The sequence below is a fragment of the Sphingomonas chungangi genome (genome assembly GCF_013778325.1).
Classification (GTDB): domain Bacteria; phylum Pseudomonadota; class Alphaproteobacteria; order Sphingomonadales; family Sphingomonadaceae; genus Solisphingomonas; species Solisphingomonas chungangi.
Window position 1 is genome coordinate 72,905 of record NZ_JACEIB010000027.1, and the last position, 25,976, is coordinate 98,880.

28 protein-coding genes are annotated in these 25,976 nt (G+C 66.6%); 9 read left to right on the forward strand and 19 right to left on the reverse strand.

The features are described 5' to 3' along the window. Positions 1-53: 53 nt before the first annotated feature. Positions 54-767, reverse strand: coding sequence for an NAD-dependent deacylase (locus tag HZF05_RS18120; protein WP_160363903.1), 714 nt, complete (start codon positions 765-767; stop codon positions 54-56). 107 nt (positions 768-874) lie between these two features. Between HZF05_RS18120 and HZF05_RS18125 the strand changes: the two genes are divergently transcribed. Beyond that, positions 875-1,354, forward strand: a complete 480-nt coding sequence (locus tag HZF05_RS18125) for a MarR family winged helix-turn-helix transcriptional regulator (protein WP_160363904.1) — start codon at positions 875-877, stop codon at positions 1,352-1,354. Then, complete coding sequence (locus HZF05_RS18130) at positions 1,354-1,734, forward strand: PilZ domain-containing protein (RefSeq protein ID WP_160363905.1); 381 nt, start codon at positions 1,354-1,356, stop codon at positions 1,732-1,734. Before HZF05_RS18125 ends, HZF05_RS18130 begins: the two co-directional genes overlap by 1 nt. Positions 1,735-1,769: 35 nt before the next feature. Here the strand turns inward: HZF05_RS18130 and HZF05_RS18135 are convergent, their stop codons facing one another. Further along, positions 1,770-2,204, reverse strand: a complete 435-nt coding sequence (locus tag HZF05_RS18135) for a UrcA family protein (protein WP_160363906.1) — start codon at positions 2,202-2,204, stop codon at positions 1,770-1,772. Positions 2,205-2,385: 181 nt separating this feature from the next. Here HZF05_RS18135 and HZF05_RS18140 point away from each other — a divergent pair, with 181 nt between their 5' ends. Then, on the forward strand, positions 2,386-4,242 hold the full coding sequence (locus tag HZF05_RS18140) for a M1 family metallopeptidase (RefSeq protein WP_160363907.1): 1,857 nt from the start codon (positions 2,386-2,388) through the stop codon (positions 4,240-4,242). Between the two features lie 25 nt (positions 4,243-4,267). Here HZF05_RS18140 and HZF05_RS18145 read toward each other — a convergent pair whose 3' ends face one another. From HZF05_RS18145 to metZ, 3 genes are read right to left on the reverse strand one after another with little or no spacing between them, the layout of a single operon-like run. Next, on the reverse strand, positions 4,268-5,056 hold the full coding sequence (locus HZF05_RS18145; protein ID WP_160363908.1) for a LysR family transcriptional regulator: 789 nt from the start codon (positions 5,054-5,056) through the stop codon (positions 4,268-4,270). Beyond that, positions 5,053-5,451, reverse strand: coding sequence for a Co2+/Mg2+ efflux protein ApaG (gene apaG, locus HZF05_RS18150; RefSeq protein ID WP_160363909.1), 399 nt, complete (start codon positions 5,449-5,451; stop codon positions 5,053-5,055). Before apaG ends, HZF05_RS18145 begins: the two co-directional genes overlap by 4 nt. After that, entirely contained in the window at positions 5,448-6,656 is a 1,209-nt protein-coding gene (gene metZ / locus HZF05_RS18155; RefSeq protein ID WP_160363910.1) for an O-succinylhomoserine sulfhydrylase, read from the reverse strand. Before metZ ends, apaG begins: the two co-directional genes overlap by 4 nt. 82 nt (positions 6,657-6,738) lie before the next feature. On the opposite strand from metZ, the gene HZF05_RS18160 reads away from it, so the two are divergent. Beyond that, positions 6,739-7,287 (forward strand): glutathione peroxidase, encoded by a 549-nt coding sequence (locus HZF05_RS18160; protein ID WP_160363911.1) that lies wholly within the window; start codon positions 6,739-6,741, stop codon positions 7,285-7,287. 39 nt (positions 7,288-7,326) lie between these two features. Here HZF05_RS18160 and leuB read toward each other — a convergent pair whose 3' ends face one another. The 5 genes from leuB to HZF05_RS18185 form a co-directional block, all read right to left on the reverse strand. Continuing rightward, on the reverse strand, positions 7,327-8,370 hold the full coding sequence (leuB, locus tag HZF05_RS18165) for a 3-isopropylmalate dehydrogenase (RefSeq protein WP_160363912.1): 1,044 nt from the start codon (positions 8,368-8,370) through the stop codon (positions 7,327-7,329). 47 nt (positions 8,371-8,417) lie between these two features. Continuing rightward, entirely contained in the window at positions 8,418-9,152 is a 735-nt protein-coding gene (gene recO / locus HZF05_RS18170; RefSeq protein WP_160364512.1) for a DNA repair protein RecO, read from the reverse strand. A gap of 38 nt (positions 9,153-9,190) precedes the next feature. Further along, positions 9,191-10,144, reverse strand: coding sequence for a polysaccharide deacetylase family protein (locus HZF05_RS18175; protein ID WP_160363913.1), 954 nt, complete (start codon positions 10,142-10,144; stop codon positions 9,191-9,193). Positions 10,145-10,215: 71 nt separating this feature from the next. Next, positions 10,216-12,138, reverse strand: coding sequence for an excinuclease ABC subunit UvrC (gene uvrC, locus HZF05_RS18180; protein ID WP_160363914.1), 1,923 nt, complete (start codon positions 12,136-12,138; stop codon positions 10,216-10,218). 31 nt (positions 12,139-12,169) lie between these two features. Beyond that, complete coding sequence (locus HZF05_RS18185) at positions 12,170-12,547, reverse strand: putative quinol monooxygenase (protein WP_160363915.1); 378 nt, start codon at positions 12,545-12,547, stop codon at positions 12,170-12,172. Positions 12,548-12,634: 87 nt separating this feature from the next. Between HZF05_RS18185 and HZF05_RS18190 the strand changes: the two genes are divergently transcribed. Next, positions 12,635-13,180 carry a DUF4337 family protein gene (locus HZF05_RS18190; protein ID WP_160363916.1) on the forward strand — a complete coding sequence of 182 codons (546 nt, stop codon included), beginning with the start codon at positions 12,635-12,637 and terminating at the stop codon, positions 13,178-13,180. A 155-nt stretch (positions 13,181-13,335) separates the two neighbouring features. On the opposite strand, the gene HZF05_RS18195 is transcribed toward HZF05_RS18190, so the two are convergent. From HZF05_RS18195 to HZF05_RS22345, 8 genes are all read right to left on the reverse strand, one after another. Next, positions 13,336-13,878 (reverse strand): F0F1 ATP synthase subunit B family protein, encoded by a 543-nt coding sequence (locus HZF05_RS18195; protein ID WP_160363917.1) that lies wholly within the window; start codon positions 13,876-13,878, stop codon positions 13,336-13,338. A gap of 11 nt (positions 13,879-13,889) precedes the next feature. Beyond that, a complete protein-coding gene (locus HZF05_RS18200) occupies positions 13,890-14,381 on the reverse strand; it encodes a F0F1 ATP synthase subunit B family protein (RefSeq protein WP_160363918.1) in 492 nt (163 codons plus the stop codon). Between the two features lie 55 nt (positions 14,382-14,436). Beyond that, positions 14,437-14,670 (reverse strand): F0F1 ATP synthase subunit C, encoded by a 234-nt coding sequence (locus HZF05_RS18205; protein ID WP_160363919.1) that lies wholly within the window; start codon positions 14,668-14,670, stop codon positions 14,437-14,439. Between the two features lie 41 nt (positions 14,671-14,711). Next, a complete protein-coding gene (locus HZF05_RS18210) occupies positions 14,712-15,503 on the reverse strand; it encodes a F0F1 ATP synthase subunit A (protein ID WP_181638912.1) in 792 nt (263 codons plus the stop codon). A gap of 32 nt (positions 15,504-15,535) precedes the next feature. After that, entirely contained in the window at positions 15,536-15,856 is a 321-nt protein-coding gene (locus tag HZF05_RS22025; protein ID WP_160363920.1) for an AtpZ/AtpI family protein, read from the reverse strand. A 105-nt stretch (positions 15,857-15,961) separates the two neighbouring features. Continuing rightward, positions 15,962-16,351, reverse strand: a complete 390-nt coding sequence (locus HZF05_RS18220; protein ID WP_160363921.1) for a YdbL family probable chaperone protein — start codon at positions 16,349-16,351, stop codon at positions 15,962-15,964. Next, positions 16,348-16,533, reverse strand: coding sequence for a YnbE family lipoprotein (locus HZF05_RS18225; protein WP_160364514.1), 186 nt, complete (start codon positions 16,531-16,533; stop codon positions 16,348-16,350). The genes HZF05_RS18220 and HZF05_RS18225 overlap by 4 nt, the downstream gene beginning before the upstream one ends. Positions 16,534-16,580: 47 nt before the next feature. After that, complete coding sequence (locus HZF05_RS22345) at positions 16,581-19,745, reverse strand: intermembrane phospholipid transport protein YdbH family protein (protein WP_160363922.1); 3,165 nt, start codon at positions 19,743-19,745, stop codon at positions 16,581-16,583. A gap of 113 nt (positions 19,746-19,858) precedes the next feature. Between HZF05_RS22345 and radC the strand changes: the two genes are divergently transcribed. Beyond that, a complete protein-coding gene (gene radC / locus HZF05_RS18235; RefSeq protein WP_160363923.1) occupies positions 19,859-20,539 on the forward strand; it encodes a RadC family protein in 681 nt (226 codons plus the stop codon). Positions 20,540-20,854: 315 nt separating this feature from the next. Here the strand turns inward: radC and HZF05_RS18240 are convergent, their stop codons facing one another. Then, positions 20,855-21,304, reverse strand: a complete 450-nt coding sequence (locus HZF05_RS18240; RefSeq protein WP_160363924.1) for an EF-hand domain-containing protein — start codon at positions 21,302-21,304, stop codon at positions 20,855-20,857. Positions 21,305-21,461: 157 nt separating this feature from the next. Between HZF05_RS18240 and purB the strand changes: the two genes are divergently transcribed. The 3 genes from purB to HZF05_RS18255 are packed head-to-tail and all read left to right on the forward strand — an operon-like array spanning position 21,462 to position 25,869. Then, entirely contained in the window at positions 21,462-22,781 is a 1,320-nt protein-coding gene (gene purB, locus HZF05_RS18245; protein WP_160363925.1) for an adenylosuccinate lyase, read from the forward strand. Next, complete coding sequence (locus HZF05_RS18250) at positions 22,774-23,319, forward strand: biliverdin-producing heme oxygenase (RefSeq protein WP_160363926.1); 546 nt, start codon at positions 22,774-22,776, stop codon at positions 23,317-23,319. The genes purB and HZF05_RS18250 overlap by 8 nt, the downstream gene beginning before the upstream one ends. Beyond that, positions 23,320-25,869: an HWE histidine kinase domain-containing protein gene (locus HZF05_RS18255; RefSeq protein ID WP_160363927.1), complete on the forward strand. Its 2,550-nt coding sequence runs from the start codon at positions 23,320-23,322 to the stop codon at positions 25,867-25,869. It begins immediately after the preceding gene. Positions 25,870-25,976: the final 107 nt, after the last annotated feature.

A 25,976-nucleotide genomic window follows, 5' to 3' on the forward strand; every position in this document is an offset into this window, starting at 1 on the left:
TTTGTTCCGCCACGGTGGCGGCTGGTCGCGCCGGGACGGCGATTGATCCGGATTCAGGCGCTTGCGCTGGTCGTGAGCAGCTCGTCCACCCATGCGGGCACCAGCGCGCTCGCCGGGCCGAGGCGGGTTTCGTGGAAATAGACGCTGCCCGCCGACGGATCGAGATTGAGTTCCAGCGTCTCGGCGCTGGCGTGCCGCGCGATCTGGACGAAACCGGCCGCCGGATAGACCGCGCCGGACGTGCCGATCGACACGAACAGATCGGCCCGCATGAGCGCGCGCTCGATCCGCTCCATCTCGTAGGGCATCTCACCGAAAAAGACGATGTCGGGGCGCAACTCGTTCTGCCCGCAGGCGACGCAGCGCGGGCCGTCGATCATGTCGCCGCCGAAGTCCGCGCGTTCGCCGCACGAAGCGCACAGCGAAGAAAGGAGCTCGCCATGCATGTGGAGCATCCGGCCCGCCCCGGCCCGCTCATGCAGATCATCGACATTCTGGGTGACGATCAGCAGCTCGCCCGGCCAGTGCGCGTCCAGAAACGCCAGAGCCTTGTGCGCTGCGTTCGGTTCAACCGAGCCAAGCGCCCGGCGGCGCTGATCGTAGAAATCGAGCACCAACCCGCGGTCGGCGGCGAGCGCCTCCGGCGTGCAGATCTCCTCGACGCGCCGGCCCTCCCACAAGCCGTCCGGGCCGCGGAACGTCGCGAGGCCGCTTTCCGCCGATATGCCGGCACCGGTGAGGATTACGATGTTTTCTATCTCGGCCATGATGCGATCATAGCGCGCCCGCGATGAACGGAGCCAGTCCAACCATCTCCAATTTAGTTGACTGTCAAGTAACTTGACTATAAAGATATTGTCCTCAGGAGGACGCCATGGACGAAACACCCTGGTACGATCAGATCGTCATGCCCGCCTTGCTGCGACATGCGCGCGCCACATACGGGCAGGCCATGCGTCGCGCGCTGGCGGAGGCGGGTTACGACGATATCCCGGCTAACGGTCTCTACATCATCGGCGGCCTCGCCATCGATCGGGAGGGCATCACGATCGGCCAGCTCGTCCGCGAATTACGGGTGACGAAGCAGGCCGCCGGGCAGCTGGTCGATACGCTGGTTCTGCGCGGCTATCTCGATCGGACCATCGATGCCGAGGATCGGCGCAAGCTGATCGTCACGCTCACCCCGCGCGGCCAGGCGGCGGCAGAGACGCAGGGGGCGGCGCGTGATCGCATCGATGCCGAGCTGGCAAATCGGGTCAGCCCCGATGATATCGCGGCGACGCGCCGCACCCTCGCCGCGCTGATCGAGATCGGCCAGCGGAATCGCGAGGACGCACAAACCAGTCCGGACTGATGGACGCCTTCACCCTTTCTCAATGGGGTGTGACTATCACGGTAACCATGCCGACAGTCGCGCCCGCCCAGCCCGCCCCGACCCCGAGCGTCGCCGTTCCATCCGATCGGCGTCGCGCCTCGCGTTACGACGTGAGCGTGCCGGTGGAGGTATCAACGGTTGATGGCCTGCCGCTGTCCAACGAAGTGACCAACATCTCGGCCTCGGGCTTCCGCTGCCATTCGCCGATGGCACTCCGCAAGGGCACCAAGGTGATCGTCCGCTTCAACAACGGGATGCGGCGCCGGGCCTATATCGCCTGGCAGATCGGCGAGGATATCGGCTGCCGGCTGCTCCGCGCATTGACCGCCGACGAGCTCGCCGAGGTCATGACGGGCTGAGGGCGCCCGGGATTGCCGGACGCCCTCTTATCGCATCAGTAGCCGTCGTAACTGTCCGCCGGATAGCTATCCTGCGGATAGGCCGCGGGCGAATAGCGCGGCGCAACCCACGCCGTATCACGCGGAGCGACGTCACGCTCCACCGTCCAGATCCGGTCCATCGCGTCGGACACCGCCGCCTGCTCGCAGGATGGCATCAATCCGTCGCTGCCGCTCGATTCGCCGAGCTTGTCGCACAGATAGCGCGCGGCATGCTGGATGCGATGGGTCAGCCGATCCTGATCGATCGGCGAGGTGAGGTCGAGATCGGCATAGCTCACCGGCATCGAAGCCGACGGAGCGTCCTGCAGATCGCGGCCATAATGCCCCTGGACGACGATCTCGTCGCTCTGTGCCGAGGCCGGCGCGGCGACCGCGATGGCGGCGGCGCCCATACAAAGGCCGCCCAGGATTTTGGCGATAATCTTCAAGGTGGCTCTCCCACATCAAGGTGCCACCCGATCCGGGGGCACGATCCAAAGCCCCCGTTGCTGGAGCGAATAACCCGCGCGTCACGGCGCCGGTTCCGGCAATCGCACCGCTCGCCGCGCCTCTTGCCCGGCCCGTCCCGCTGGCCTAGCCACGGCACATTCCGTCATGAAGGTTTGTGCCATGCGTGCGCTCCTGAGCTTTTCCGTCCTGTCGCTGGCTGCAGTCCCGGTGTTCGCCGCCGATCCGCCCTCGCCGATCCTGACGACGCCCGAAGCGAAGGACGTGCTGACCTACGCCGACCCCAAGGTCGCGCGCGTGACCCATGTCGATCTCGATCTCACCGCCGATTTCACGAAGCATGTGATGACCGGCACCGCGACGTTGGACATCGACGCGCAGAAGAACGCGAAGCAGATCGTCCTCGACGACAAGAAGCTGGATATCGCCAGCATCACCGACGATGCCGGCAACGCACTGCAATATGCGGTCGGCCCGGCGGACGACTACAAGGGTGCGCCGCTTACCGTGCAGATCGGCGACGCGCGGCGGATCGTGATCCACTACACGTCCAGCCCCGATGCGAGCGCGCTCCAATGGCTGCCGCCCGAACTCACCGCCGGCAAGACCAGGCCCTATTTGTTCAGCCAGGGCGAATCGATCAACAACCGCAGCTGGATCCCCACGCAGGACAGCCCCGGCATCCGCCAGAGCTGGTCGGCGAAGATCACCGTGCCGGCGGGTCTCACCGCCGTGATGAGCGCGGAGCGACTGACGCCCGACGGCGAGCCGGCCGCGGACGGCCAGCACAGTTACCGCTTCCGCATGGACCACAATGTCCCGCCCTACCTGATCGCGCTTGCGGTGGGCGATCTCGCCTTCCGCTCGCTCGGCCCGCGCACCGGCGTCTACACCGAGCCGGCGATGCTGGATAAGGCCGCCAAAGAGCTCTCCGACACCGAGAAGATGGTGACGGCGGCCGAGCAACTCTACGGCCCCTATCGCTGGGGCCGCTACGACATTCTCGTCCTGCCGCCCTCCTTCCCGTTCGGCGGCATGGAGAACCCCACCCTCACCTTCGCCACGCCGACGATCATCACCGGCGACAAGTCCAACGTCGACGTGATCGCGCACGAACTGGCGCACAGCTGGTCGGGCAACCTCGTCACCAACGCGACATGGTCGGACAGCTGGCTCAACGAGGGCTTCACCGTCTATTTCGAGAACCGTATCGACGAGGCGGTCTATGGCAGGGAACGCGCCGCGACGCTGGCGGACCTCAGCTGGGACGATCTGCAGCGCGACCTCAAGGCCTCCGATCCGGCCGGCACGCGCCTGCACGGCGACCCGGAGGGCGCCTATGGCGAGATGGACTACAACAAGGGCTCGACCTTCCTGCGCACGATCGAGGCTACGGTCGGCCGCCCGCGCTGGGATGCCTATCTTGCCTCCTATTTCGATCGCCACGCCTTCCAGCCGCAAACCACGGCCGGCTTCCTCGCCGATCTGCGCAAAAACCTGATCAAGGGGGATGCCGCTCTCGAAGCCAAGCTGCAGCTCGACAAATGGGCCTATCAACCGGGCCTGCCAGACAATGCGGTGCACGTCACCTCATCGACGCTCGCCAAGATCGATGAGGATCGCAAACGCTTCGATCTGGGCGCGGCGGCAAGCTCGATCGACACGACCGGGTGGTCGACCCAGGAATGGCTGCGCTTCCTGAACGGCCTGCCGCGCAGCCAGGCGCCCGAGCGGCTGGTCGAGATGGACAAGACGTTCGGGCTATCGGCTTCGCCCAACGCCTATATCCGTTGCGCCTGGCTGCAGATCGCCATCGCCAACCATTTCGAACCGGCCATTCCCGCGATCGAGGATCACCTGACGCACGTCGGGCGGATGCTGCTGATCGTGCCGGTCTACAAGGCGCTCAAGGATCAGAGCGAATGGGGCATGCCGATCGCGCGCCGCATCTACGCCAAGGCGAAGCCGGGTTATCATCCGGTCGCGCAGGCGGCGATCGAGAAGGTGCTTGGGAGCTAGCTTCTCGACCCATTGAATTGCGGGATTAAGCGGTCAACGCCGCGACCAGCGAACGTACCTTCTTCTGACGCCATTGCGGCAGCGGCGCGATCAGCCAGTAACTATGCTCGGACAGCGTCTCGCCGAAGCGCGTCACCCGGCCGGAGGCGATGTCGCCAGCTGCGAGCAGCGCCGGCACCGTCGCACGACCGAAGCCCGCGGCAGCGGAATCGAGCGCCATGCCGGCATCCTCTACCGTCAGGCTGGCGCCTTTGGCCTCGTCGTCCGGACAACCGGGCCAAGAGATAGCCGTCTCAGCACCGTCCTCGGCTCCGACGGCTACATAGCCAGCGCTTCCCAGCGACACGCCCTCATGCTCGCCTTTCTCCTTGGACAGGCAAACGGCGAGATCGAGATTGGCCTGGGTGAAATCCAGCCCGTCGTCCGACGAGAGCAGCACGAAGCGCAGCTCGGGATCGGTCTTGGCATAGTCCGCCAGCCTCGGCGCCAGCCACTTGGCGGCGAAGTCGCGCGGGGCGGCGATGGTCAGCGTCTTGGAGGACTGGCCCGCCTGCATGGCGCGCACCGCCTCCTCGAATTGCAGGAAACCGGCGCGAAGCGCCTCCAGCCCCGCCTCGCCTTCCTGTGTCAGCTCCAGCCCTCGCGTGGTGCGGCGGAACAGGACGACACCCAGCGTATCCTCCAGCGCACGGATCTGCTGGCCGACGGCGGCCGGCGTCACCGCCAGCTCGTCGGCGGCTCGGGTGAAGCTCAGGTGGCGCGCGGCGGCATCCAGCACGCGCAGGCCGTTAAGGGGGAGGTGGGTACGCTTCACCGGGCAGTGGCCGGCGAATGGAGCGGGAACAGCGGGATCACGACATCGAACGGCATCCCGTCCATGTCGACCATGCCGTAGCTGCCTTTCATCGAGCCTGTCGGCGTCTTGAGCGGGCAGCCCGAAACGTAGTCGTAGCTCTCGCCCGGATCGATCATCGGCTGGTCGCCGACTACGCCATCGCCGCGCACCTCCTCGACCAGCCCACGCCCGTCGGCGATCATCCAGTGGCGGGTAAGGAGCTGAACAGCCTCGTCGCCGTCATTCTCGATGCGGATATGATAGGCCCAGAACCAGCGGCCGTGCGCGGGTTCGGACTGTTCGGGCAGGTAGCTGACCGAGACGCGCACCGTGACGTCCCGCGTCGTCGCCTCGTAGGGAAAGAGCGCCTTCACAGGCCGACAACCTTCAGCGCATGGTCGAAATCCTCGATCACGTCGTCCGGGTCTTCCAGGCCTACCGAGAGGCGCAACATGCCCTCGGTGATCCCCATGTCCGCTTTCACTTCGTCCGAAAGGCTCGCGTGGGTGGTCGAGGCCGGATGCGTCATCAGGCTGCGCGAATCGCCGAGATTGTTAGAGATATCGACCAGCTCCATGGCATCGAGCAGGCCGTGCGCCTGCTTGCGCCCGCCGTCGAGGAAGATCGCGACGATGTTGCCGCCCGCCGCCATCTGGCGCATCGCCAGATCGTGCTGGGGATGCGAGGCCAGACCTGGATTGAGCGCCTTGGGCACACGCTTCTCCAGGAATCCCGCCACCTTTAGCGCATTCTCGCTCTGGCGGCGGACGCGCAGGTCGAGCGTCTCCAGCCCCTTCAGCACCACCCAGGCGTTGAACGGCGACAGCGTCGGCCCGGTATTGCGGGTAAAGGCGAGCAGCGTGGTCTCGATGAACTCCTCATTCCCCACCACCGCGCCGGCGAGCACGCGGCCCTGCCCGTCCATCATCTTGGTGGCCGAGTAAGCGACGATGTCCGCGCCGAACTCCATCGGCCGCTGCAGCACCGGCGAGGCGAAGGCATTGTCCACCACCGTGGTGATGCCGTGCTTCTTCGCGATGTCGCAAATCGCGGCGATGTCGCAGATGTCGAGCGTCGGGTTGGCCGGCGTCTCGAAGAAGAAGACCTTCGTGTTGGGCCGCACCGCCGCTTCCCAGGCGTGCGTGTCACGCCCATCGACGATCGTCGTCTGGATGCCGAAGCGCGGCAGCAGCGTGTCGGTCAGCCAGCGGCACGATCCGAACGCCGCCTTTGCGCCGATCAGGTGGTCGCCCGCCGAAAGCTGGCACAGCAGGGCTGCCGTCATCGCCGCCATGCCCGTCGCCATGCAGCGAGCGGCCTCTGCGCCCTCCAGCAGGGCGATGCGCTTTTCCAGCATCTCCACGGTGGGGTTCTGGAGGCGCGAATAGGTCATGCCCTGCTGCTCGCCGGCGAAGCGCGCCGCCGCGTCCCCCGCACAATCATAGGCATAGCCCGAGGTGAGGAAGAGCGCCTCGGACGTCTCCCCCCATTCGGAGCGCGCGGTGCCGCCGCGCACCGCCTGCGTCGCCGGCCGCCACTTCGTGGTGACGTCGCGATCCTGTCCGGTCTTCCTTTTCATCGCGGGCTGCTTTGCCGCGCCCTTGGTACCCGCGTCAATGCGCCTATATCGTTCGCGGACCCCAAGGGAGGAGTGCCACCCGATGACCGATCTCCAGACGATCCCGCTCAAGACCATCGACGGACGGGACAGCAGTCTCGGCGCCTATGCCGGCAAGGTGCTGCTGGTCGTGAACACCGCCTCCAAATGCGGTCTGACGCCGCAATATGAGGGGCTGGAATCGCTCTACACCAAATACAGGGACGACGGCTTCGCGGTGCTGGGCTTCCCGGCCAATAATTTCGCGGGGCAGGAGCCGGGCAGCGACGACGAGATCGCCAGCTTCTGCACGACCAGCTTCTCGGTCGATTTCCCGATGTTCTCGAAGATTTCCGTCGCGGGCGAGGACAAGCACCCGCTCTACGCCGCGCTGATCGCGGCCGAGCCGGAAGCGGAAGGCACCACGACCTTTCGCGAACGCCTCGAAGGTTACGGGATGACGCCGAACCCGGAGCCCGAAGTGCTGTGGAACTTCGAGAAATTCCTGATCGGCCGAGACGGCGACGTGGTAGCGCGCTTCTCTCCCGACATGGCGCCCGATGACGACCGCATCGTCAGCGCGATCGAGCGCGAGCTCCACGCGAGCGAATAAGGCTCGGGTCCTCCCCGAGCTCGCTCGGGGAGGATGTGGTTACAGCGCCGCCAGCACTGCGTCGCCCATCTGCTCGGTCGTCACGCTCCCTCCCAGATCGGCGGTGCGATGTCCGGCGGCGAGTGCTTTCGCCACGGCTGCCTCGATGCGATCCGCCTCGGCCGCCTTGCCCAGTGAATAGCGCAGCATCATCGCGGCCGAGAGGATCGTCGCCAGCGGATTGGCCTTGCCCTGCCCCGCAATATCCGGCGCCGAGCCATGGATCGGCTCGTACAATCCCTTCTGGTCGGCATCGAGCGAGGCCGAGGGCAGCATCCCGATCGATCCCGCGCACATGCTCGCCTGATCGGAGAGGATATCTCCGAACAGGTTGCCGGTGACGATCACGTCGAACTGGCCGGGGTTGCGCACCAGCTGCATCGCGGCGTTGTCGACATACATGTGGCTGAGCTCGATGTCGGGATAATCGGCCGCCACCTCGATCACCACGTCGCGCCACAGCTGCGAGGTTTCCAGCACATTGGCCTTGTCCACCGAGCAAAGCTTGCCGCGTCTCGCACGAGCCGTCTGGAAGCCGACATGGGCGATGCGGGCCACCTCGTCCTCGTCGTAGCTCATCACGTCATAGCCCTGGCGGCGGCCCGAGGCGCTCGTGCGCATCCCCTTCTCGCCGAAATAGACGTCGCCGTTGAGCTCGCGGACGATCACCATGTCGATCGCCTTCGCCACCTCCGGCCGCAGCGCGGACGCGTCGGCCAACTCCGGGAAGAGCGTGGCAGGCCGCAGATTGGCGAAGAGCGTCAGTTCCTTGCGCAGGCCGAGGATCGCCTGTTCTGGACGCAGATGGCGCTCCAGCCCGTCGCAATCCGGATCGCCGACCGCGCCGAACAGGATCGCATCGGCGCGCCTCGCCAGATCGAGCGTGGCGGGCGGCAGCGGATGCCCTTCCGCCTTGTGCGCCGCGCCGCCGACCGGCGCCTCCTCGTAGCGCAGCGCATCGCCGCACACCGCATCGAGCACACGCTTGGCCTGCACGATCACCTCGGGTCCGATCCCGTCTCCGGGCAGCAGCGCGACAAGCATGGGCAATCCTCCGTGGGAATGGAATTGCCGCGCCCATGCCAGCAGGCTTACCCCTCGGCAAGCCGCCGGATGCGCGCCGTCAGCCGTTCCCGTGCATCGAGCACGGAACCCCGAGGCCCGGCGAGCAGATCGCGATTGAGGAAGAAGCCGGTCAGGCGCAGCGCCTCACGGATATGGGGCCAGTCCGCCTCCCCACCGTCGATCAGAAAACGCGGCAAGGGGAGCAGCTTGTCCGCATAGGGCGCTCCCGCCGCGCGCGAGACCGCCTGGCCGCTCTTCGGACTGACCCAGGCGAGATCCTCGGTAGCCCCACTCGCCGCGCAGGACGTCAGGTCGAGACCGAAGCCGAGTTCGGACAACAGCAGCAGTTCGTACCTAAGAAGCGCTCCCGCCCAGCCTCGCGCTGACGGTGCCGCCTCGACCGCGCCGAGAACGCCATCGAGCGCCGCATATAATCGCGGATAAGGCTGCCCCTCCGGCAACGTGACGGCGGTCAGCGCCGTCACCCACTCGATCGCGGCGGCGGGCAGCGGCTCGGCGAACAAGCCGGCCCGGCTGTGAACCAGTTCCACCGTCAGCCCGGCCAGCTGCTCCTCCGATCGCGCGCGAAACTCGGCCGAGACGAGGTTGCCTGGCAGCAGCACCGGTCGCATCGCCCGCGAATGACCACCCCGCACATAGCCCGGCTGCAAACCGTCCTCCGGCGTCAACAGCCGCGCGATCGCGCCATGCTCACCATGGGCGCGAACGGCGCATACGATGGCGGTGGCGCGGATCAGCATCGCCTCGATGTGGCGTCGGGCCAAGCCCTTGTCGAGGGCTAGAAGCGCCGCTCGTAGCGGAGGTTGGAGAGGCCCTGCATGGCCATTCGTCCGAGCCGGGCCGCCTGCGACACGGGACAGGGTGTCGCCGGAACATCGAGCGCGACATCCAACAGGTCCGTGATGAAGCAGGTCGGGAAGCGATCGGCGGCGCCACCCAGCCACGCGCAAAGGCTGTCGAAGCGATGGCGGACGATATCGTTGGCGCGCTCGCCGTCGCGGGTCGCGAGCTCGAAACTGTGGCCGACCAAAGTGACCAGCGGCGATCCCTGCAATTCGGCATGGAGCAACGCCGCCCGCATCTCCGTCAGCGACACCGCTCCAACCTGAAGGTGGCGCAGCTTGCCGGCCCCTTCGTCGATCAACCCGACCGGCAATTCGATCAGCTTGCCCGCCGGCAGGGGTGACATCGCCGTCTCAGGCAGACCGGTATCGCAGGGCCAGGGCATCAGGCTGCCATTGTGGCTGCTGTCGATGCGGAAGCCGGCGCGCTGGATCGCGCGGAGTGTCTCTACATTTGCAGCGAAGCTGCCGGCCCGAAAGGCAACCGGATCGGGCGCCCCCGCCTGCCTCAGCAACTCGCGCGCCTGCAGGATCAGGGCTAGCTGCTCGTCCTCCGAAAACTGGGTCAACTCGAAGCGCACCGGATCGGTGCGCTTCACGCGGCGATCGGCCTGCGTCCACATCGGGTGAAGGTGCAGCTGCACCTCCTGCCCGGCATCGAGGATCGTTCCCACGATCCGCTCGATCGGCTCGATGCCGAACAGCAGTGCCGGAAGGGGATCGACGAAGAAGCAGGCCTTCAGCCCGTGCCTGCCCAGTGTCGCGAGCTGGTACGTGATCCCAGCCCCGCCCGGCTCGATCGAGCGCTGGTAATTTTCCAGCCAGCCGGCGCCGCCTTCGTGCGCCCGCCAGGTGAACTCCGTATCGATGCTGAGCAAGACCCCCGTCATGCTCCCGGCCTAGCGGCAAGAACCGACTTTTTCGTAAAGAGATCAGCCCTTTCGTCTCGATACGGAGGCGATCAGCCGCGCGGGTGGAAATGATCGTGGATCGCCTGCGCCATCGCCTTCGAAATGCCCGGCGCGCGCTCCAGATCCGGCAGCGCCGCGCCCTTCACCGCCTTGGCCGATCCGAAATGCATCAGCAGCGCCTTCTTGCGCGAAGGGCCGATGCCGGGGACGTCGTCGAGCGGATTGGCGACGAAGCTCTTGGCGCGCTTCGCCCGGTGGGTGCCGATCGCGAAGCGGTGCGCCTCGTCGCGCAGCCGCTGGAGGTAGAAGAGCAGCGGCGAGTTCAACGGCAGCATCGATTCGCGGCCGTCCGGCAGGTGAAAATGCTCGCGCCCGGCATTGCGGTCCGGTCCCTTGGAGATGCCGACGATCGGCACGTCCTCCACGCCCATTTCCTGCAGCGTCTCGCACACGGCCGAAACCTGCCCCTTGCCGCCGTCGATCAGCAGCAGATCGGGCCATTCGCCCGACTTGCGATCCGGGTCCTCGCGCTCCAGCCGGGCGAAGCGGCGTTCCAGCACTTCGCGCATCATCGCGAAATCGTCGCCGGGCTTCGTCTCCGGGTTGCGGATGTTGAACTTGCGGTAGGCGCCCTTGCGCATCCCCTCCGGCCCTGCGACCACCATCGCGCCGATCATGTCGGTGCCCATGATGTGGCTGTTGTCGTAGATCTCGATGCGGTTCGGCACCTCGCCCAGCTCGAACAGCTCGGTGAGCTCGCGCAGGATCTTCCCCTGCGTGGTCGATTCGGCGAGGTGACGATCCAGCGCCTCCTCGGCGTTGCGGGTGGCCTGCTCCAGCAGACGGCGCTGCTCGCCGCGCTGCGGACGGCGCAGATCGATCCGGCGCCCCGCCCGCTCCGACAGTGCATCGGCAAGCAAGGCCTGCTCCTCCAGATCGCGATCGATCAGCACGACGCGGGCTGGCGGCACCTCCTCGTAGAACTGGGCGAGGAAGCTTTGCAGCACTTCCTCCTCGGGCACTTCGGACGTGTGTGCGGGAAAGAAGCTGCGATGGCCCCAATTCTGTCCGCCGCGGATGAAGAAGGCCTGGATGCAGGCGGTCGCGCCCTTGGCGGCGATCGCCCAGACGTCGGCATCGGACACGCCCTCGGCGTTGATCGCCTGCGCGCCCTGGATGAAGGTGAGCGCCTTCAGCCTGTCGCGGAAGACGGCTGCCAGTTCGAAATCCATATTCTCGGCGGCTGAGGACATCTGTTCTGCCAGCTTCTTCTGCACCTGGCTCGATTTACCGGCGAGGAAGGACTTCGCGTCCTCCACCAGTTCGGCATAATCAGGCGCGGAGATGCGATCGACGCACGGCGCTGAGCAGCGCTTGATCTGATAGAGCAGGCAGGGCCGATCGCGATTGTTGAAAAAACTGTCGGTACAGCTCCTTAGCAGGAACAGCTTCTGCAGTGCGTTAAGCGTTCGAGTCACCGATCCGGCGGAGGCGAACGGCCCGTAATATTGCCCCTTGGCGCGCCGCGCGCCGCGATGCTTCTGCACGCGCGGGAAGGCATGATCCTCGCGCAAGAGGATGAAAGGAAAGCTTTTATCGTCGCGCAACAGCACGTTGTAGGGCGGGCGGAAGCGCTTGATCAGCTGCGCCTCGAGCAGCAGCGCCTCGGCCTCGGTATTGGTGGTGACGATCGTCATCGAGCGCGTTTGCGAGACCATCCGTTGCAGCCGTTTGGGCAACCGCGCGACCTGTGTGTAGTTGGTCACGCGATTGCGCAGCGCGCGTGCCTTGCCGACGTAGAGCACGTCGCCCCTGGCATCCTGCATCCGGTAAACGCCGGGGCGGATCGGCAACGTCTTCAGCACGTTGCGGATCGCTGCCACCCCGGTTTCGAGATCGGGCTGGTCCGATCCGCGGACGGTGTAGACGGACTTCTGTTCGTTGAAGCGGTCGGTGCTGGTCGGGTCGTTCACGGTCGCGATGTAGGCTCGTGCGAGAGAATTGTCAGGCCTTCAGGCCGATCCCGCCGACCGGTGTCGTCACGACGCCGGTCTCCATCGAGGCGACCAGATCCTTGGCTTTGGCGATCGAGGCCTGCACCGCCGGCAGTTGCAGTGAGGCGTCGTGGCTGGCCTCGCTGTCCCACACTTCGGTGATCCAGATCGCGTCGGCGTCGTCGGCATCCTTCGCGACGACGTAGCTGAGGCAGCCGGGCATCGCCGCGCTGCCTTCGAGGATCGCCGCGATCAGCGCATCGCGCTGGCCGGGGACCGCCTTCATCTTGCCGATCAGCCCGTAGAGTGGCTGGCCCGGCGCGGCGTTGGCGGCGGTATTCATCAGGCCCAGCAGGGCCGATCCGGCGAGGAAGGTGCGGCGCTCCATGGTCACATCCTATCGCGGCGCTCGGGGTCCGCAAGATGACGGCGATTTCACGACGATTCCTCTCCGCGCGAGGCTAGATCGCGTCCCATGAGCGAAGGCATCGACGCGCCCGAGGGCAATGACCGGCGGCTGAACCGGATGGTCGCGACCACGGTGGTCGCGCTCAGCGTGGTGATGGCGGTGGGCAAGATCAAGGACGACAACATCGTCCAGGCCATGCAGGCCGACCAGGCGGCCAAGATCGACCTGTGGGGCGAATATCAGTCCACCCAGATCAAGGCGCACGACCAGATGACGGCGGCGTTGCTGCTCGGGCGACTGAACGCGGTCGAGGACTCTGCCAGGGCGGCGCAGGAAGCGGCGCGCTACAAGGGCGAGGCGTCGGGCCTGAAGGCGCAGGCCATGGCGGCGGCGGACGATTATGACGTGCAGGGCCGCCGTGACGACCAGTTCGACCTCTCGGACGGGTTCCTGTCGATCGCGCTGGCGGTGGCGGCGATCGCGGCGCTCGTCGAAGGCTTCTGGGTGCTGTGTGTCGCGTGGGGCGCCGCGACACTGGGGATATTGTTCCTTGTCGCCGGCTTCGCGCAGTTGCCGATCCATCCGGACGCGCTGGTGGCGTTCCTATCCTGACATCCTCCCCGAGCTCTCCCGGACCGCCGACGAATCCGATGGTGGAGAGGAATTGCGGGTCGCCAGAAACAGGAAGACCGCCGGCTTATGCCGACGGCCCCTCCACCGCACTTCGTACGGTCCCCCTCCCCAAGCAAGCTTGGGGAGGAATTGGATCAGTTGAGGCTGGCGATGGTCCTGTCGATCAGCGCCTTGTCAGAGTTCGCATCGTGCTTCTCGGCGATCAGCTTCGCCGCAGCCCCTGCCGCCGCGGCAGCGGCCTTGGCACGGACCTCGGCGATCGCCGAGCGCTCGGCGGCGGCGATCTTGTCCTCGGCCATCCTGGCGCGGCGATCGATCAAAGTGTCGGCATCGACCTTCGCCTGCGCCACCAGAGTGGCGGCCTCGGCCTTGGCGCCCGCCAGGATCGCCTCGGCGTCCTTGTGCGCGGCGGCGGCCTGGGCCTGCGCCTCGGCACGCAGCTTCTCGGCCTCGGCACGCAAAGCGGCGGCCTCGTCGAGCTGCTTGCGGATCGTGGCGATCTTGCCGTCGAGGCCCTTGCCCATCGCCTTGAAGCCGCCGGCGAACCAGATGATCAGCAGCACCACGACCATCGACAGCGCGACGAAGGCCGGCGCGGTGATGCCGTGGAAGTTGATCTCGTGCTCGGCCTCGACCTGCGCGGTGTGGGCCATCATGCCCGGGGAAGGCTCACTCATGGTTGGGTTCCTCAGGCGGCCAGCGAGGCGCGGACGGCGGAGAGCGCCTCGCCCTCCTCCACCTTCGCGCCGGACAGGCGCTCGACGATGTCGCGCACCGCATCGGCCGCGACATTCTCGATCTCGGCCAGCGCGCGGCCGCGCGCATCGGCCAGCGCGACCTCGGCATGGGCGACGCGCTCGGCCACCGCCTCGCCCGCTGCCTTCAGCTTCGCCTCGGTGTCGCGCGTGGCGGCATCCTTGGCGGCCTGCACGGCATCGTGGGCGCCGCGATGCGCGGTGTCCATCTCGGCGGTGTAGGCGGCCTGCGTCGAGGCGGACTCGTCGCGCGCCTTCTCGGCGGCGTCGAGATCACCCTGGATCTTGTCGTTGCGGGCGTGGATGGTGCCCTCGATCTTCGGCATCATCCAGTTGCCGATCACCACGAAGATGATGGCGAACACCAGCAGCAGCCACAGCAGCTGCGAGGCGTAGATCGTCGAGATCTGATCGATTTGAGGCATGTGTCTCCTCCGCCCGTCAACCGGGGCCGACGGGTGCCGGCCCCGAGAAAGGGCGTCAGCCCTTGACGACGAAGAGGATGAGGATCGCGACGACGAACGCGATCAGGCCCAGAAGCTCGGCGGCGGCGAAGCCGATGAACAGGCGGCCCTGCTGGCTGTCGGCGGCCGACGGGTTGCGCACGGCCGAGCTCAGGAACGAGCCGAACACGTTGCCCACGCCGAGCGCCGCGAGACCCACGCCGATCGCCGCGAGACCGGCGCCGATGACCTTGGCAGAAGCGAGATCCATTGTCTTTTCCTTGTGTTGAACGAGTAAGTTGCGAAGAGAACTCAGTGAAGGTTGATCGCGTCGTTGAGATAGAGCGAGGTCAGCAGCGCGAACACATAGGCCTGGATCGCGGCGACCAGGATCTCCAGCGCCGAGACGCCGACGATCATCACGAAGCTCAGCAGCGACACCACGGGGCCGATCGCGCCGCCCGAATTCAGCCCCTGGATCACGAAGCTCGCGAACACGTCGAGCAGGATGTGACCGGCGGTCATCGCGACGAACAGTCGCAGACCGAGGCTGAAAGGGCGGACGAGGAAGGAAACCAGCTCGATCAGGAAGATCAGCGGGATCAGGATGAACGGCGTGCCGTGCGGCACGAACAGCGAGAAGAAGTGCAGCCCGTGCTTCCAGAAGCCAACGATCAGCACGATCGAGAAGCTCATGATCGCCAGCACGCCGGTGACGGTGATGTGGCTCGTCACGGTGAAGGCATGGAGGCCGGGGATCACCGCCAGCGGGAACAGGCCGATCAGGTTCGCGCACAGGATGAACATGAACAGCGAGAACACGTAGGGCGTGAACTTCTTGCCCTTCGGCCCGATATTGGCCTCGATCATGTTGGCGACGAAGTCGGTCATCGTCTCGACCGCGGCCTGCCAGCGGCCGGGCACCAGCTGGCGCTTCATGCCGCCCAGCATGAACACCCACAGCACGCCAAGGATGACCAGCATGAAGGCGGCGCTATTGGTGAAGGCGATATTGTGCCCGAACAGGGTCCAGTCGGCGCCCACAACGGGGTTCACCGAGAACTGGCTCATCGGATCGATCGCGCCTGCGCTTTCAGCCGCCAACTTGGAACCCTCTTATGCTCGAAGCGCCCGAATCACTCCGGGCGCTCGTTCGAAATCCGGATGATGTTCCTGAAGGCGACGACGATCGCGAGACCGAGCATCACGAGCAGGAGCCAGGGCGAGGTTCCCAGCAGCCGGTCCAGCAACCAGCCGACAATACCCCCGCCTGCAAGTGCCCCGATCAACTCGGCGAGCACGCGACTGCCCTGCTTGTAGCCCGATTTGGGCGGAGCAGGTGCGCGGCTCGTCCGTGCCACCTCGGCGCTGCGGGCTGCCTTGAGCCGCTCATCGAGCGACGATCCAACTCCCCCAGCCCCGATATCCGGGACTTGCCGGGGCTCTTCCTCGGCCACGAACCCTCCTCTGCCGGTGGGTCATGCCGTGGGCGAGCCCCCTAGGCGCGCCCCCCTTAGGGGGGGGTTATGGCCGAGTCAACTTGGGGAAGGTCGTCCTAAAGGTCAGCCGCCGCACTGGCTGGGAAGCTGCACCGGCGCGGCGCCCTTGGTGGCCCACACGCCCTTGGAGACACTATAGACGCGACCCGGCTTCAGGCCGCCGAGCGTCTGACAGCCGACCGACGCGGCGAACGCCTCGATCGGTACGTTCTTCTGCTGGGCGAGCTTTGTGAAGGCCTCGCGCCGCTTGATGTTGATCGCATCGACCTTGGCCTTGAGCGTGCCGTCGGGTGCCTTGGCGAAGCCGAGATAGCCGTCCGCCTGCTCGCCGACGGCGCCGGAGGCCATCGCTGTCTCCACCTCGCCGTCCATCTGCGCCAGCGCGGGCGCGACGCTGCCCATGGCCAGCGCGAGGCCGGTCATCATCAGGGCAATCTTCGATTTGCGCGTCATTTCGGGAACAGCTCCGGGTTGTTGGTGATGAGATCCTGGGCATCCTGTTTCAGGCTGACCACGACCTCCTGCTTGACGTTGATGTTCAAGTTGATCTCGATCGGCTTGTCCGGCGCCTTCACCGACACGCAACCGCCCAGCATCACAGCGCCGAGCAAAACCGGAAGGACCGTCCTCATCATAGCCGAAGGGCTGACACTCCAACAGCTCATCGTCAATCTGATAGCGTTCATCGCACGGGCTCGCTTTCGGCAGGCTGAATGGCAGCGGGTTGATTCGGGGCGGCAACAGGCGGCGCATCGGGCGGCGGCGCGACCGGCACGCCGTCCTTGAGCAGCACGGACGGATCGACGAAGGCGCGGGCCGAGCCCATCAGGCCGCGGAACGGCGCCCGTATCTTGATGTTGAAGCGGAATGGCAGGTTGGCGATCATCCGCGCGACCATCGACTTATCACCCGTCGCCTGGCGCACGCCGTCGAACTTCACGCCGCTGACGATCTCGCCGTCGAGCCGGCCGTCGAGCGTGATCGTCAGGCTCTGGTAGCGAATCTTCTTGAGCGCATCGAAGGCGAGCTTGCCCATGGTCCCGAGCTGGGCGGTGGTGAGCTCGCCGACATAGGCGATGTCCCCGCCGCCCGACCGGGCCTTGAGGAAGCCGCCCTCGATCCGCCCGCCGCTCTGATCGAAGATCATCGGCAGCGTGCCGTCGAACGTGCCGGTCGCCGCGATGTTCGGAAAATCGAGCTGCTGGACGAACTGCGCGGCGTCCAGCGCCTCAATCCGGAAGGTGAGGTGCCGCTGCGCCGCCTGATCGAAGCTGAGCAGGCTCGGCTCGAGATCGAGCGTACCGCCGGCGAAGGGCCAGTGGGCGTCCTCGACCTGCACCTTCTGCCCCGGCAGCAACTGGACGTGGGCCACGCCGTTGGAGACGGCGATGCCGGGATTAACCTCCTGGATATGCACTTCCTGATGCGGCGGCGTGGCCATCGCCAGCAGATCGGAGAAATGGAGACCGCCCGAAACCTTGCTGACCGGGCCGAAGGCGGCGGCGAAATCGGTGCCGTCGGTGTGGAAGTCGCCGGTGCTGGTGACGCCCCTGGCATCCCAGTCGATCCGCCCCTGCCCGATGATCGTGCCGTTGACGTTGGCGATCACGCCGAGCGTCAACGGGGTGAGAGCTTCGGGCTGCAGCCCCTTCGGAATGAAGGTAATCCCGGCCACATCGAGCGTCGCATGGCCGCTGCCGCTCGACAGATCGTGATGCACATCGACATCGCTGATCGCGATATCGCTCTTGGGTTCGCGCAGCTTGGCGGCGGCGTCGATCTTGCCATCCCCGAAGCGCAGCGTGGCATCGCGAGCCACCAATGGCTCGAAACGCGGGGTAGCGATTGCGTCGGAGACGGTGAGGCCACCGTTCAGCACCAGCGCGCCGCCCGCGAACTCCCACTGGCCCGCCATCTTGTCGAGCAGCAGCGGAACATGGCCGATCTGCGCCGAGGCGCCGTCGAACGGCCCGGTCAACACTCCGCCCCTGTAACGCCCCTCGAGCGTGGCGACGTCGAGCCGGGTGACCGAATCGTCTTTGCCGATCCGCACCTTCAGGTTGGCGGCCGATATGCCGGCGGCGGAAATCTCGGTGCGATCGGCGGCGACCAGCAGCGGCGATTCGCCGGAATGGCCTGTGAGCTTCAGGTTTGTGCCGACCGCTCCATAGCGCAGCGCCCCGCCCACCGGCTTCGCCACGATCGGCGCGCCGCCGATGCCGCACAGCGTCGCGCGGGCAGGATCGAGGCTCATCCCGCCCGTTCTCGCACCCTTGATCGAGACGGGAACGCAGCCCTCCCCGATCGCGAAGCCGCCGCGCGAATCGAGATGGCCGGCGATCGGCAACATCAACCCCGTCACCTGCCCCGACGGCAGCGGCCCATCGAAGGTCAACACCGTATCGAAACGCGTGCCCTTGCCGGACACCGAGAAGCGCACTGGCGTCAGAGCCAACCGTGCCGATCCCGCCGCATAGGGATCGAGCCTGACTACGCCATCCATCGGCGCACCGGCGACCGCCTGCTTCAGCCGGATGTCGAGCCCGGGCAGCCCGCCGCCGCCCGCGACGATGTGCCCGTCAGCCCGCCACTGGCCGGTACGTGCCGACCAGCCGAAACCCGCGCCCTCGTCGCGCATCCTGAGGAATGCGCCGCCACGCCCTGCGAGCGCCATCGTCCGGATCGTGAGTGTGGTCCCGTCCGGCCCACCCGCCACCAGCGAGAGGCGCGCGGCGACGTTCGCATCGCCGAGCAGACGGTCGGCGGCGATGGCGAACTTCCGCGCCAGCGGCTCGGCCGGCGAGCCATCGAGTGACGTCATGGTAGCCAGCAACGCCCTACGTCGTGGGTCGCCAAGCGCCGCATTGCGCAGCGCCGCATCGCCGTTGAACACCAGACCCGCCGATTCGGGCAGGTAGCGGAAGCGTCCGCCGAGCAGCGTCTTGGCCGCATGTCCGTCCGGCGCGACCAGATTGGTGAGCGTGATCCCGGTCGCGCCGTCGAGTTGCTTCGCGCCGCCGGTCGCGGTGATCAGGCCCGAAACCGAATCGAATCGCGCGCTTCCCGCCCGACCGCCGAAGCCGGCCAGCGAGAAGCCGCCTTCGCCATGATCGAGCGAGGTCGCCAAACGCGCGTTGATGACGGCCTTGCCAGAACCCAAGGCCAGGCCGAACTTCGGGCAGGCCAGCGCAGCGAGCGTCACCGGTCCCGCCAACGTCGGCTGCTTTGCAGCGATCTTCACGTCGACCAGCACCGACAGGCCGCGCGCCGCGCATCCCCCCGTCGCCAGCAGCGGAGCCTGCGCCGTCAGCGTCCCGTGGAAACCGTCCTGCAGGTTGCCGTCGCCTTCCACCACCGCACCGAGCGTACCGGCGGGCGTATCGAGGGCGATCTGTGTATCGGTGACGCGCACGTTGATGTCCGGCAGCGCCAGCGGCTGGTTGCCGGATGTTCTGGGCAACAGCCGGTCGATCTTGCCTAGCGAGACCTTACCGTTCACGACGCGGGCGTTCAGCCGCACGCCGTCCGCCTCCACCGCATGGAGATAAGGGCCGCTCCATCCATAGCCGAGCTGGAGCACCAGACTCTTCGCCACCAGATCGGGCGCGACCGGGTCGCCAATCCGCACATCGTCGAGACGCTGCACGAACGGCCCGATCGCGGTGAGCTTGTAAGAAGCCGGGACATGCGCCTCGGCCAGCTTGCGATCGACGAAGTGCGCGATGATCGGCTTGCGCTCGGCCCACACCGCCAGCAGCCCGGCGAGCGCTACGCCGCCCGCCAATGCCGCCGCCACGCCGATCCTCCGGCGGGTGCGTGCAGGCTGTGCGACCTCTTCCTCCTCCACGCGCGCTCCCGACCCGGACCTTGCGCCCATGCATAAGCAAGCCGCCCCCCGCTTGCCCAGCCCTGAACGGCCACATTGCGCAAAGCGCTCTACCTGCCCTAGCAAGGCTTTCGATGAGCGAGCCACCGCCCGATGCCGCCGGACACCGCGCCCGCCTCCGCGCGCGCCTGCTCGACGCGCCGGACTCGCTGCAGGATTACGAGATCGTCGAATATCTGCTGATGCTGGCAATGCCGCGCATCGACACCAAGCCGATCGCCAAGGCCTTGATCCGCGAATTCAACGGCCTGGGCGGCGTTCTCTCCGCCAAGCCTCATGAACTGATGCGAGTGGCGCGCGTCGGCGAATCGGGCGCCGCCGCGATGCTGATCGCGCGTACCGCGGCGCATCGACTGCTCAAGACGAAAGCCTCGGACCAGCCCATCCTGTCCGGCTGGCAGGCGCTGCTCGACTATCTGCAGGCCGACATGGGGCATATCGGTATCGAGCGAGTGCGCATACTCCACCTCAACACCAAGAACATGCTGATCCGCGACGAGACCATCTCGGAAGGCTCGATCGACCAGTCCGCCGTCCATGTCCGCGAGGTGGTGAAACGAGCGATGGAGCTAGGATCTGCGGCGATCATCCTCGTCCACAACCATCCGAGCGGCGATCCCTCGCCAAGCCGCCAGGACATCGCGCTGACCCAGCAGATCATCGAGGCCGGGCGCTCCATAGGGTTAGCGGTGCACGATCACGTGATCATCGGCAGCAAGGGCCACGTCAGCCTGCGGGGGCAGGGCCTGATCTAGGGGGCGTGATATGTATCGAGTTCTTGTTCTTGCGATCGCCGCCGCCGCTTCGTCGGCGGCGCCCAACGGGCGCATCCAGCATATCCTCGCGCACCGCGATAGCTTGTCCAAGGAAACGCGTTCGAGGCGCGAAGCGTAAAAGACGAGTACGATGTCGTCGCGACGCTCGGCCTCCACGTCGATTCGCAGGATCTCGTCATCGGCAAGAAGCCTTACGACATGCTGGAAGCCAGCGATCCGCAAAACGTGACGAAGCGCGAGGTCTGGTTCGATATCAGCAGCTTCTATCAGGAATTCTAACGGATCGGAGCCCGTTCAGTTTCCGACCGCCGTTGCTGTCTGCGTGGCGACAGCCGCCGTGGACTTTGCCGCCATCTTCGCCTTCGTCAGCGCAGTCGGCACCGGTGGCGTCATCAGGAAGCGCGTCATCTCATCCGGCGTCACGCCCCCATCATGGTTGAGATCGGCACGCGCGAAGGCGGTGGACGAGGCGTTCATCGCCGAGACGGGCGCGATCCCGCCGGCATGGGCGCGCGGCGCGACCGTGGCACCATGGGATTTCATCACCCACGTGCTGAACTCCAGCGGGGTCAGCTTGCCCTTGGCGCCGGCGTCGTATTTTGGCCATTCGGCGCGGACGGCGGCCATCACCTGATCGCGCGTCGGTCGGGCGGCGGGCTTCGCGGGAGCCGGCTTCGGCGCGGCAACGGACGTCGTTGCGACCGGTGCGGCAGCCGCAAGCAACGCGCCCAGCAATATCGACATGGTGGCATACTCCTTGGTCGCGCCCCATAGCGCCATCGCCTTGCCCACGCATGAACCCGGCGCCGGATCGTTCCGCGCCTGCGCCGTTTTGTTGCCGCTTTGGGACTCCTCTGCTAGTCGCGCGGCCGACTTTCCCGCGCATCCGCCGAGGCCCTGTATGATCCCCCGTTACTCGCGCCCCGACATGGTGGCGATCTGGACTCCCGAGAGCCGCTTCGCCATCTGGTTCGAGATCGAGGCTCACGCCACCGAGAAGCTCGGCGAGCTGGGCGTCGTGCCCGCCTCGGCCGCCAAGGCGCTGTGGGACTGGTGGGCGACGAAGCCCGCCATCGACGTCGCCGCGATCGACGCGATCGAGGCCGTCACCAAGCATGATGTGATCGCTTTCCTCACCTGGGTAGCCGAGCAGGTGGGCGACGAGGCGCGCTTCATGCACCAGGGCATGACCTCGTCCGATGTGCTCGACACCTGCCTCGCGGTGCAGCTGAAGCGTGCCGCCGACATCCTGATCGCCGACGTCGACAAGCTGCTCGACGTGCTGGAGCGCCGCGCGATCGAGCACAAGCTCACTCCCACGATCGGCCGCAGCCACGGCATCCATGCCGAGCCCGTCACCTTCGGCCTCAAGCTGGCCGAGGCGCACGCCGAGTTCGCCCGCTGCCGCAAGCGTCTGGTCGATGCGCGCGAGGAAATCGCGACCTGCGCGATCTCCGGCGCGGTCGGCACCTTCGCCAACATCGACCCGCAGGTGGAGGTGTATGTCGCCGAGAAGCTCGGCCTCGCGCCCGAGCCGGTCTCGACCCAGGTGATCCCGCGCGATCGCCACGCGATGTTCTTCGCGGTGCTGGGCGTCGTCGCCTCGTCGATCGAGCGGCTGGCGATCGAGGTCCGCCACCTCCAGCGCACCGAGGTGCTGGAGGCGGAGGAATATTTCTCGCCGGGGCAGAAGGGCTCGTCAGCGATGCCGCACAAGCGCAATCCGGTGCTGACCGAGAATCTCACCGGCCTCGCCCGCCTCGTCCGCTCGGCGGTGACGCCGGCGATGGAGAATGTGGCGCTATGGCACGAGCGCGACATCTCGCACTCCTCGGTGGAACGCGGCATCGGGCCGGACGCGACGATCACGCTCGACTTCGCGCTCGCTCGCCTCACCGGCGTGATCGACAAGCTGCTGGTCTATCCCGCGCGGATGCAGAAGAATTTGGACAAGATGGGCGGCCTCGTCCACTCACAGCGCGTGTTGCTGGCGCTGACCCAGGCGGGCGTGAGCCGCGAGGATGCCTACCGCCTCGTTCAGCGCAACGCGATGAAGGTGTGGGAATCGGACGGCGAGCTGTCGCTGCTCGAACTGCTCAAGGCCGATCCGGAAGTCACCGCCGCGCTCAGCCAGGCGGAGATCGAGGACAAGTTCGATCTCGCCTACCATTTCAAGCATGTCGACACGATTTTCGACCGGGTGTTCGGCCGGCATGCATGAGGCACGGGCCGCGCTGCGCAAGGGAACGGCGGCCGATCACGGGCGGCTGGATGCCCTGTTCGGCGGTTTCCGACTTAGCAATCCGCAGGATTATAGGGCGTTCCTGACGGCGCATGCGATGGCGCTGACGGCGGTCGAGCAGGCGCTGGACGCGGCCGGCTTCGCAAGCACGCTCGAGGACTGGCCAGATCGCAAGCGGGGCGATGCCGTCGCTGCCGATCTTTCGGCGATCGGTGAAGCGATGCCTACCACTCTCTCCGCACCGCCGCTCGACACCTCGGCAGCGCAGTGGGGGGCGGCCTATGTGATCGAGGGTTCCCGCCTTGGCGGCGCCCTGCTCGCCCGCTCCGTGCCGGAGGGCATGCCCAAATCTTATCTTGGATCGGCCCAGCCACCCGGTAGCTGGCGGAAATTTCTGGATAATCTCGACAAGGCGCTTCCCCTCCCCCAAGACGTCGCGCACGCAACCGAAAGCGCCCGTGCGACGTTCGGCTTGTTCGAGCAGGCCGGAAAGATGGTCAGGGGAGCGACCGATTAAGTGAGCGATGTTCGGGACCAGGTCGATCTGACCAACTGCGATCGCGAACCGATCCACATCCCGGGACTGATCCAGCCCTTCGGTTTCCTGCTCGCGCTGTCCTCCGATTGGCTGATCGCGCGGGCTTCGGCGAATACGGCAGACTTCATCGGCGTCGCGCACGATGAATTGCTCGGCCGCCCCGTCACCGACATATTGGGTGCCGAGGCCGTCCACGCCATCCGCAACCGTGTCGCGCTGCTGCGTGGCGCAGACGCCACCGAGCGGATGTTCGGGCTGAAGCTGGCTGGCGTCGAGCAGCCGTTCGACGTGGCTCTCCACCTGTCAGACGGCGGGATCGTCATCGAGGCGGAACCCAGCCAGCCCGAGCTCGGCGACGGCGCCGGCACGATCCGCTCGATGATGTCCCGGCTCGACCAGGCGAGGACCATGGAGGCTTTCCTGCGCGAGGGCGCCCGGCAGGTGCGCGCTCTCACCGGCTTCGACCGGGTGATGGTCTACAAGTTCGACGCAGACGGCAATGGCGAGGTGATGGCCGAGGCGGCGCGCAGCGGCATCGGCAGCTTCCTCCACCTCCACTACCCGCACACCGACATCCCCGCGCAGGCGCGTGCGCTCTACAACCGCAACCTGTTCCGCATCATAGCGGACGTGAAGAGCGTGCCGGTGCCGGTGATCCCGACGCTCAACGAGCGCGGCGCACCGCTCGATCTCTCGCTCTCGGTGTTGCGCGCGGTTTCGCCGATTCACATCGAATATCTCGGCAATATGGGCGTCGGCGCGTCACTCTCCATCTCGATCATGATCGAGGGGCGGCTATGGGGTCTGTTCGCCTGCCACCATTATTCGGCACGCTGTCCCGGCCTCGAGCGGCGTTCGCTGTCCGAGCTGTTCGGTCAGATGTTCGCGATGAAGCTGGAGGCATTGGAACGGCGCGAATCGGCCGCCTATGCCGAGCGCGCACGTGGCGTATCCGAACGGCTGCTGGTCCAGCTTGCCGGAGACGCCTCGCTGCGTGACGATCCGGCCTGGCTAGCGGAAACGCTTGGCGACGCGATCCCAGCGGACGGCATCGGCGTCGTCATCAACGGCCATATCGCCATCGCCGGCCTGGCGCCCGACGAAGACAGCTTCCTGCGCCTGACGCGCGAACTCAACCGCACCACCGCCGGAAAGGTGTTCGCCACCGACCGGATCGCCGCTTTCTTTCCGGAGGCAGAACGCTGGTCCGATCGCGCCGCCGGGATGCTGGCCTTGCCCATTTCGCGTTCGCCCCGCGATTATGTCGTATTGTTCCGACAGGAGATCATTCGGACCGTGCGCTGGGCGGGCGATCCCTATCTGCCCAAGGAATTCGGCCCCAACGGCGACCGTCTTTCCCCACGCAAAAGCTTCGAGGCATGGAGCGAGACGGTTCGCGGCCGGTCGCAGCCCTTTTCCGATTTGGAGCGGCAGGTCGCCGAATCGCTGCGCGCGACATTGATCGAGGTGGTGCTGCGCATGTCCGACGAGGCGCACGCCGAGCGCCAGCAGGCAGCCGAGCGGCAGGAACTGCTGATCGCCGAATTGAACCATCGCGTCCGCAACATCCTCTCGCTGATCCGCGGCCTCGTCCGCCAGACGCGCGGCTCGGGTTCGATCGACGATTACGTGATCGAATTGGACGGCCGCATCCATGCGCTCGCCCGCGCGCACAACCAGATTACCAGCGACAATTGGGGCCCCGCCCCGCTGCGCGGCCTGATCGAGACCGAGGCCGCTGCCTATCTCGCCGGCAAGGCGACGCGGGTGCGCACCGAGGGGCCGGAGATACTGCTCGCGCCGACCGCCTTCTCGACGCTGGCGCTCGTGCTCCACGAACTGATGACCAACAGCGCCAAATACGGCGCGCTCTCCGACAACGGCCATGTCGACGTGCGATGGCTGGTCGACGGCCAGGGCTGGCTCCAGCTCGACTGGCAGGAGAGCGGCGGCCCAGTCGTGCAGGCGCCGACCAGACAGGGATTCGGCAGCACGATCATCCGCCGATCGATCCCCTACGACCTCGGCGGCGAGGCAAGCGTCGAATATCTGCCGCTCGGCCTCTCGGCCCATTTCGCTATCCCGGAACGCCACGTCACGCAGCGCGTCGCGAAGGTGACCGCATCGGTCGCTGAAGCCGAGGAGCCGGCAGCCACCGCCGCGGGCCCGCTGATCTCCGGCCCGGTGTTGCTGGTAGAGGACAGCCTGATCATCGCGATGGACGCGGAGGACATCCTCACCCGCCTCGGCGCAGAGAGCGTGGCGACCGCCTCCACCGTGCCGGTCGCGATGGACGAGTTGCGCCGTTTCCAGCCGACGTTGGCGATCCTCGACATCAACCTCGGCAGCGAGACGAGCATGCCGATCGCCGACCGACTGAAGGCGATGGGCGTACCCTACCTTTTCGCCACCGGCTATGGCGAGCAGGCGAGACTGCCGGAGGCGCATGCCGACGCGCCGGTGCTGCAGAAGCCCTACACGATCGAGAATGTCGCGCGCGGTCTGGGCGGATTGCTGAGCAAGGGGTGATCCGATCCTCCCCCGTCAGGGGGAGGTGGCACGCGAAGCGTGACGGAGGGGAAAACGGCGGAGTTTAACAAGCGAGATCCTCTCCGCCCGCCCCCTCCGACGCCCTG

Excerpts from the sequence above, each read along its gene's own strand:
- leuB (WP_160363912.1), bottom strand. The coding sequence starts at position 8,370 with ATGCTTGTCGCGCTGCTGCCCGGAGACGGGATCGGACCCGAGGTGATC.
- HZF05_RS18220 (WP_160363921.1), bottom strand. The coding sequence starts at position 16,351 with ATGACGCGCAAATCGAAGATTGCCCTGATGATGACCGGCCTCGCGCTG.
- radC (WP_160363923.1), top strand. The coding sequence starts at position 19,859 with ATGAGCGAGCCACCGCCCGATGCCGCCGGACACCGCGCCCGCCTCCGC.
- HZF05_RS18185 (WP_160363915.1), bottom strand. The coding sequence starts at position 12,547 with ATGGAGCGCCGCACCTTCCTCGCCGGATCGGCCCTGCTGGGCCTGATG.
- HZF05_RS18175 (WP_160363913.1), bottom strand. The coding sequence starts at position 10,144 with ATGACGGGGGTCTTGCTCAGCATCGATACGGAGTTCACCTGGCGGGCG.
- HZF05_RS18190 (WP_160363916.1), top strand. The coding sequence starts at position 12,635 with ATGAGCGAAGGCATCGACGCGCCCGAGGGCAATGACCGGCGGCTGAAC.
- HZF05_RS18130 (WP_160363905.1), top strand. The coding sequence starts at position 1,354 with ATGGACGCCTTCACCCTTTCTCAATGGGGTGTGACTATCACGGTAACC.
- HZF05_RS18205 (WP_160363919.1), bottom strand. The coding sequence starts at position 14,670 with ATGGATCTCGCTTCTGCCAAGGTCATCGGCGCCGGTCTCGCGGCGATC.
- recO (WP_160364512.1), bottom strand. The coding sequence starts at position 9,152 with ATGCTGATCCGCGCCACCGCCATCGTATGCGCCGTTCGCGCCCATGGT.
- metZ (WP_160363910.1), bottom strand. The coding sequence starts at position 6,656 with ATGAAAAGGAAGACCGGACAGGATCGCGACGTCACCACGAAGTGGCGG.
- HZF05_RS18240 (WP_160363924.1), bottom strand. The coding sequence starts at position 21,304 with ATGTCGATATTGCTGGGCGCGTTGCTTGCGGCTGCCGCACCGGTCGCA.
- HZF05_RS18200 (WP_160363918.1), bottom strand. The coding sequence starts at position 14,381 with ATGCCTCAAATCGATCAGATCTCGACGATCTACGCCTCGCAGCTGCTG.
- HZF05_RS18125 (WP_160363904.1), top strand. The coding sequence starts at position 875 with ATGGACGAAACACCCTGGTACGATCAGATCGTCATGCCCGCCTTGCTG.
- HZF05_RS18250 (WP_160363926.1), top strand. The coding sequence starts at position 22,774 with ATGCATGAGGCACGGGCCGCGCTGCGCAAGGGAACGGCGGCCGATCAC.
- HZF05_RS18225 (WP_160364514.1), bottom strand. The coding sequence starts at position 16,533 with ATGATGAGGACGGTCCTTCCGGTTTTGCTCGGCGCTGTGATGCTGGGC.
- HZF05_RS18140 (WP_160363907.1), top strand. The coding sequence starts at position 2,386 with ATGCGTGCGCTCCTGAGCTTTTCCGTCCTGTCGCTGGCTGCAGTCCCG.
- HZF05_RS18120 (WP_160363903.1), bottom strand. The coding sequence starts at position 767 with ATGGCCGAGATAGAAAACATCGTAATCCTCACCGGTGCCGGCATATCG.
- purB (WP_160363925.1), top strand. The coding sequence starts at position 21,462 with ATGATCCCCCGTTACTCGCGCCCCGACATGGTGGCGATCTGGACTCCC.
- HZF05_RS18195 (WP_160363917.1), bottom strand. The coding sequence starts at position 13,878 with ATGAGTGAGCCTTCCCCGGGCATGATGGCCCACACCGCGCAGGTCGAG.
- HZF05_RS18160 (WP_160363911.1), top strand. The coding sequence starts at position 6,739 with ATGACCGATCTCCAGACGATCCCGCTCAAGACCATCGACGGACGGGAC.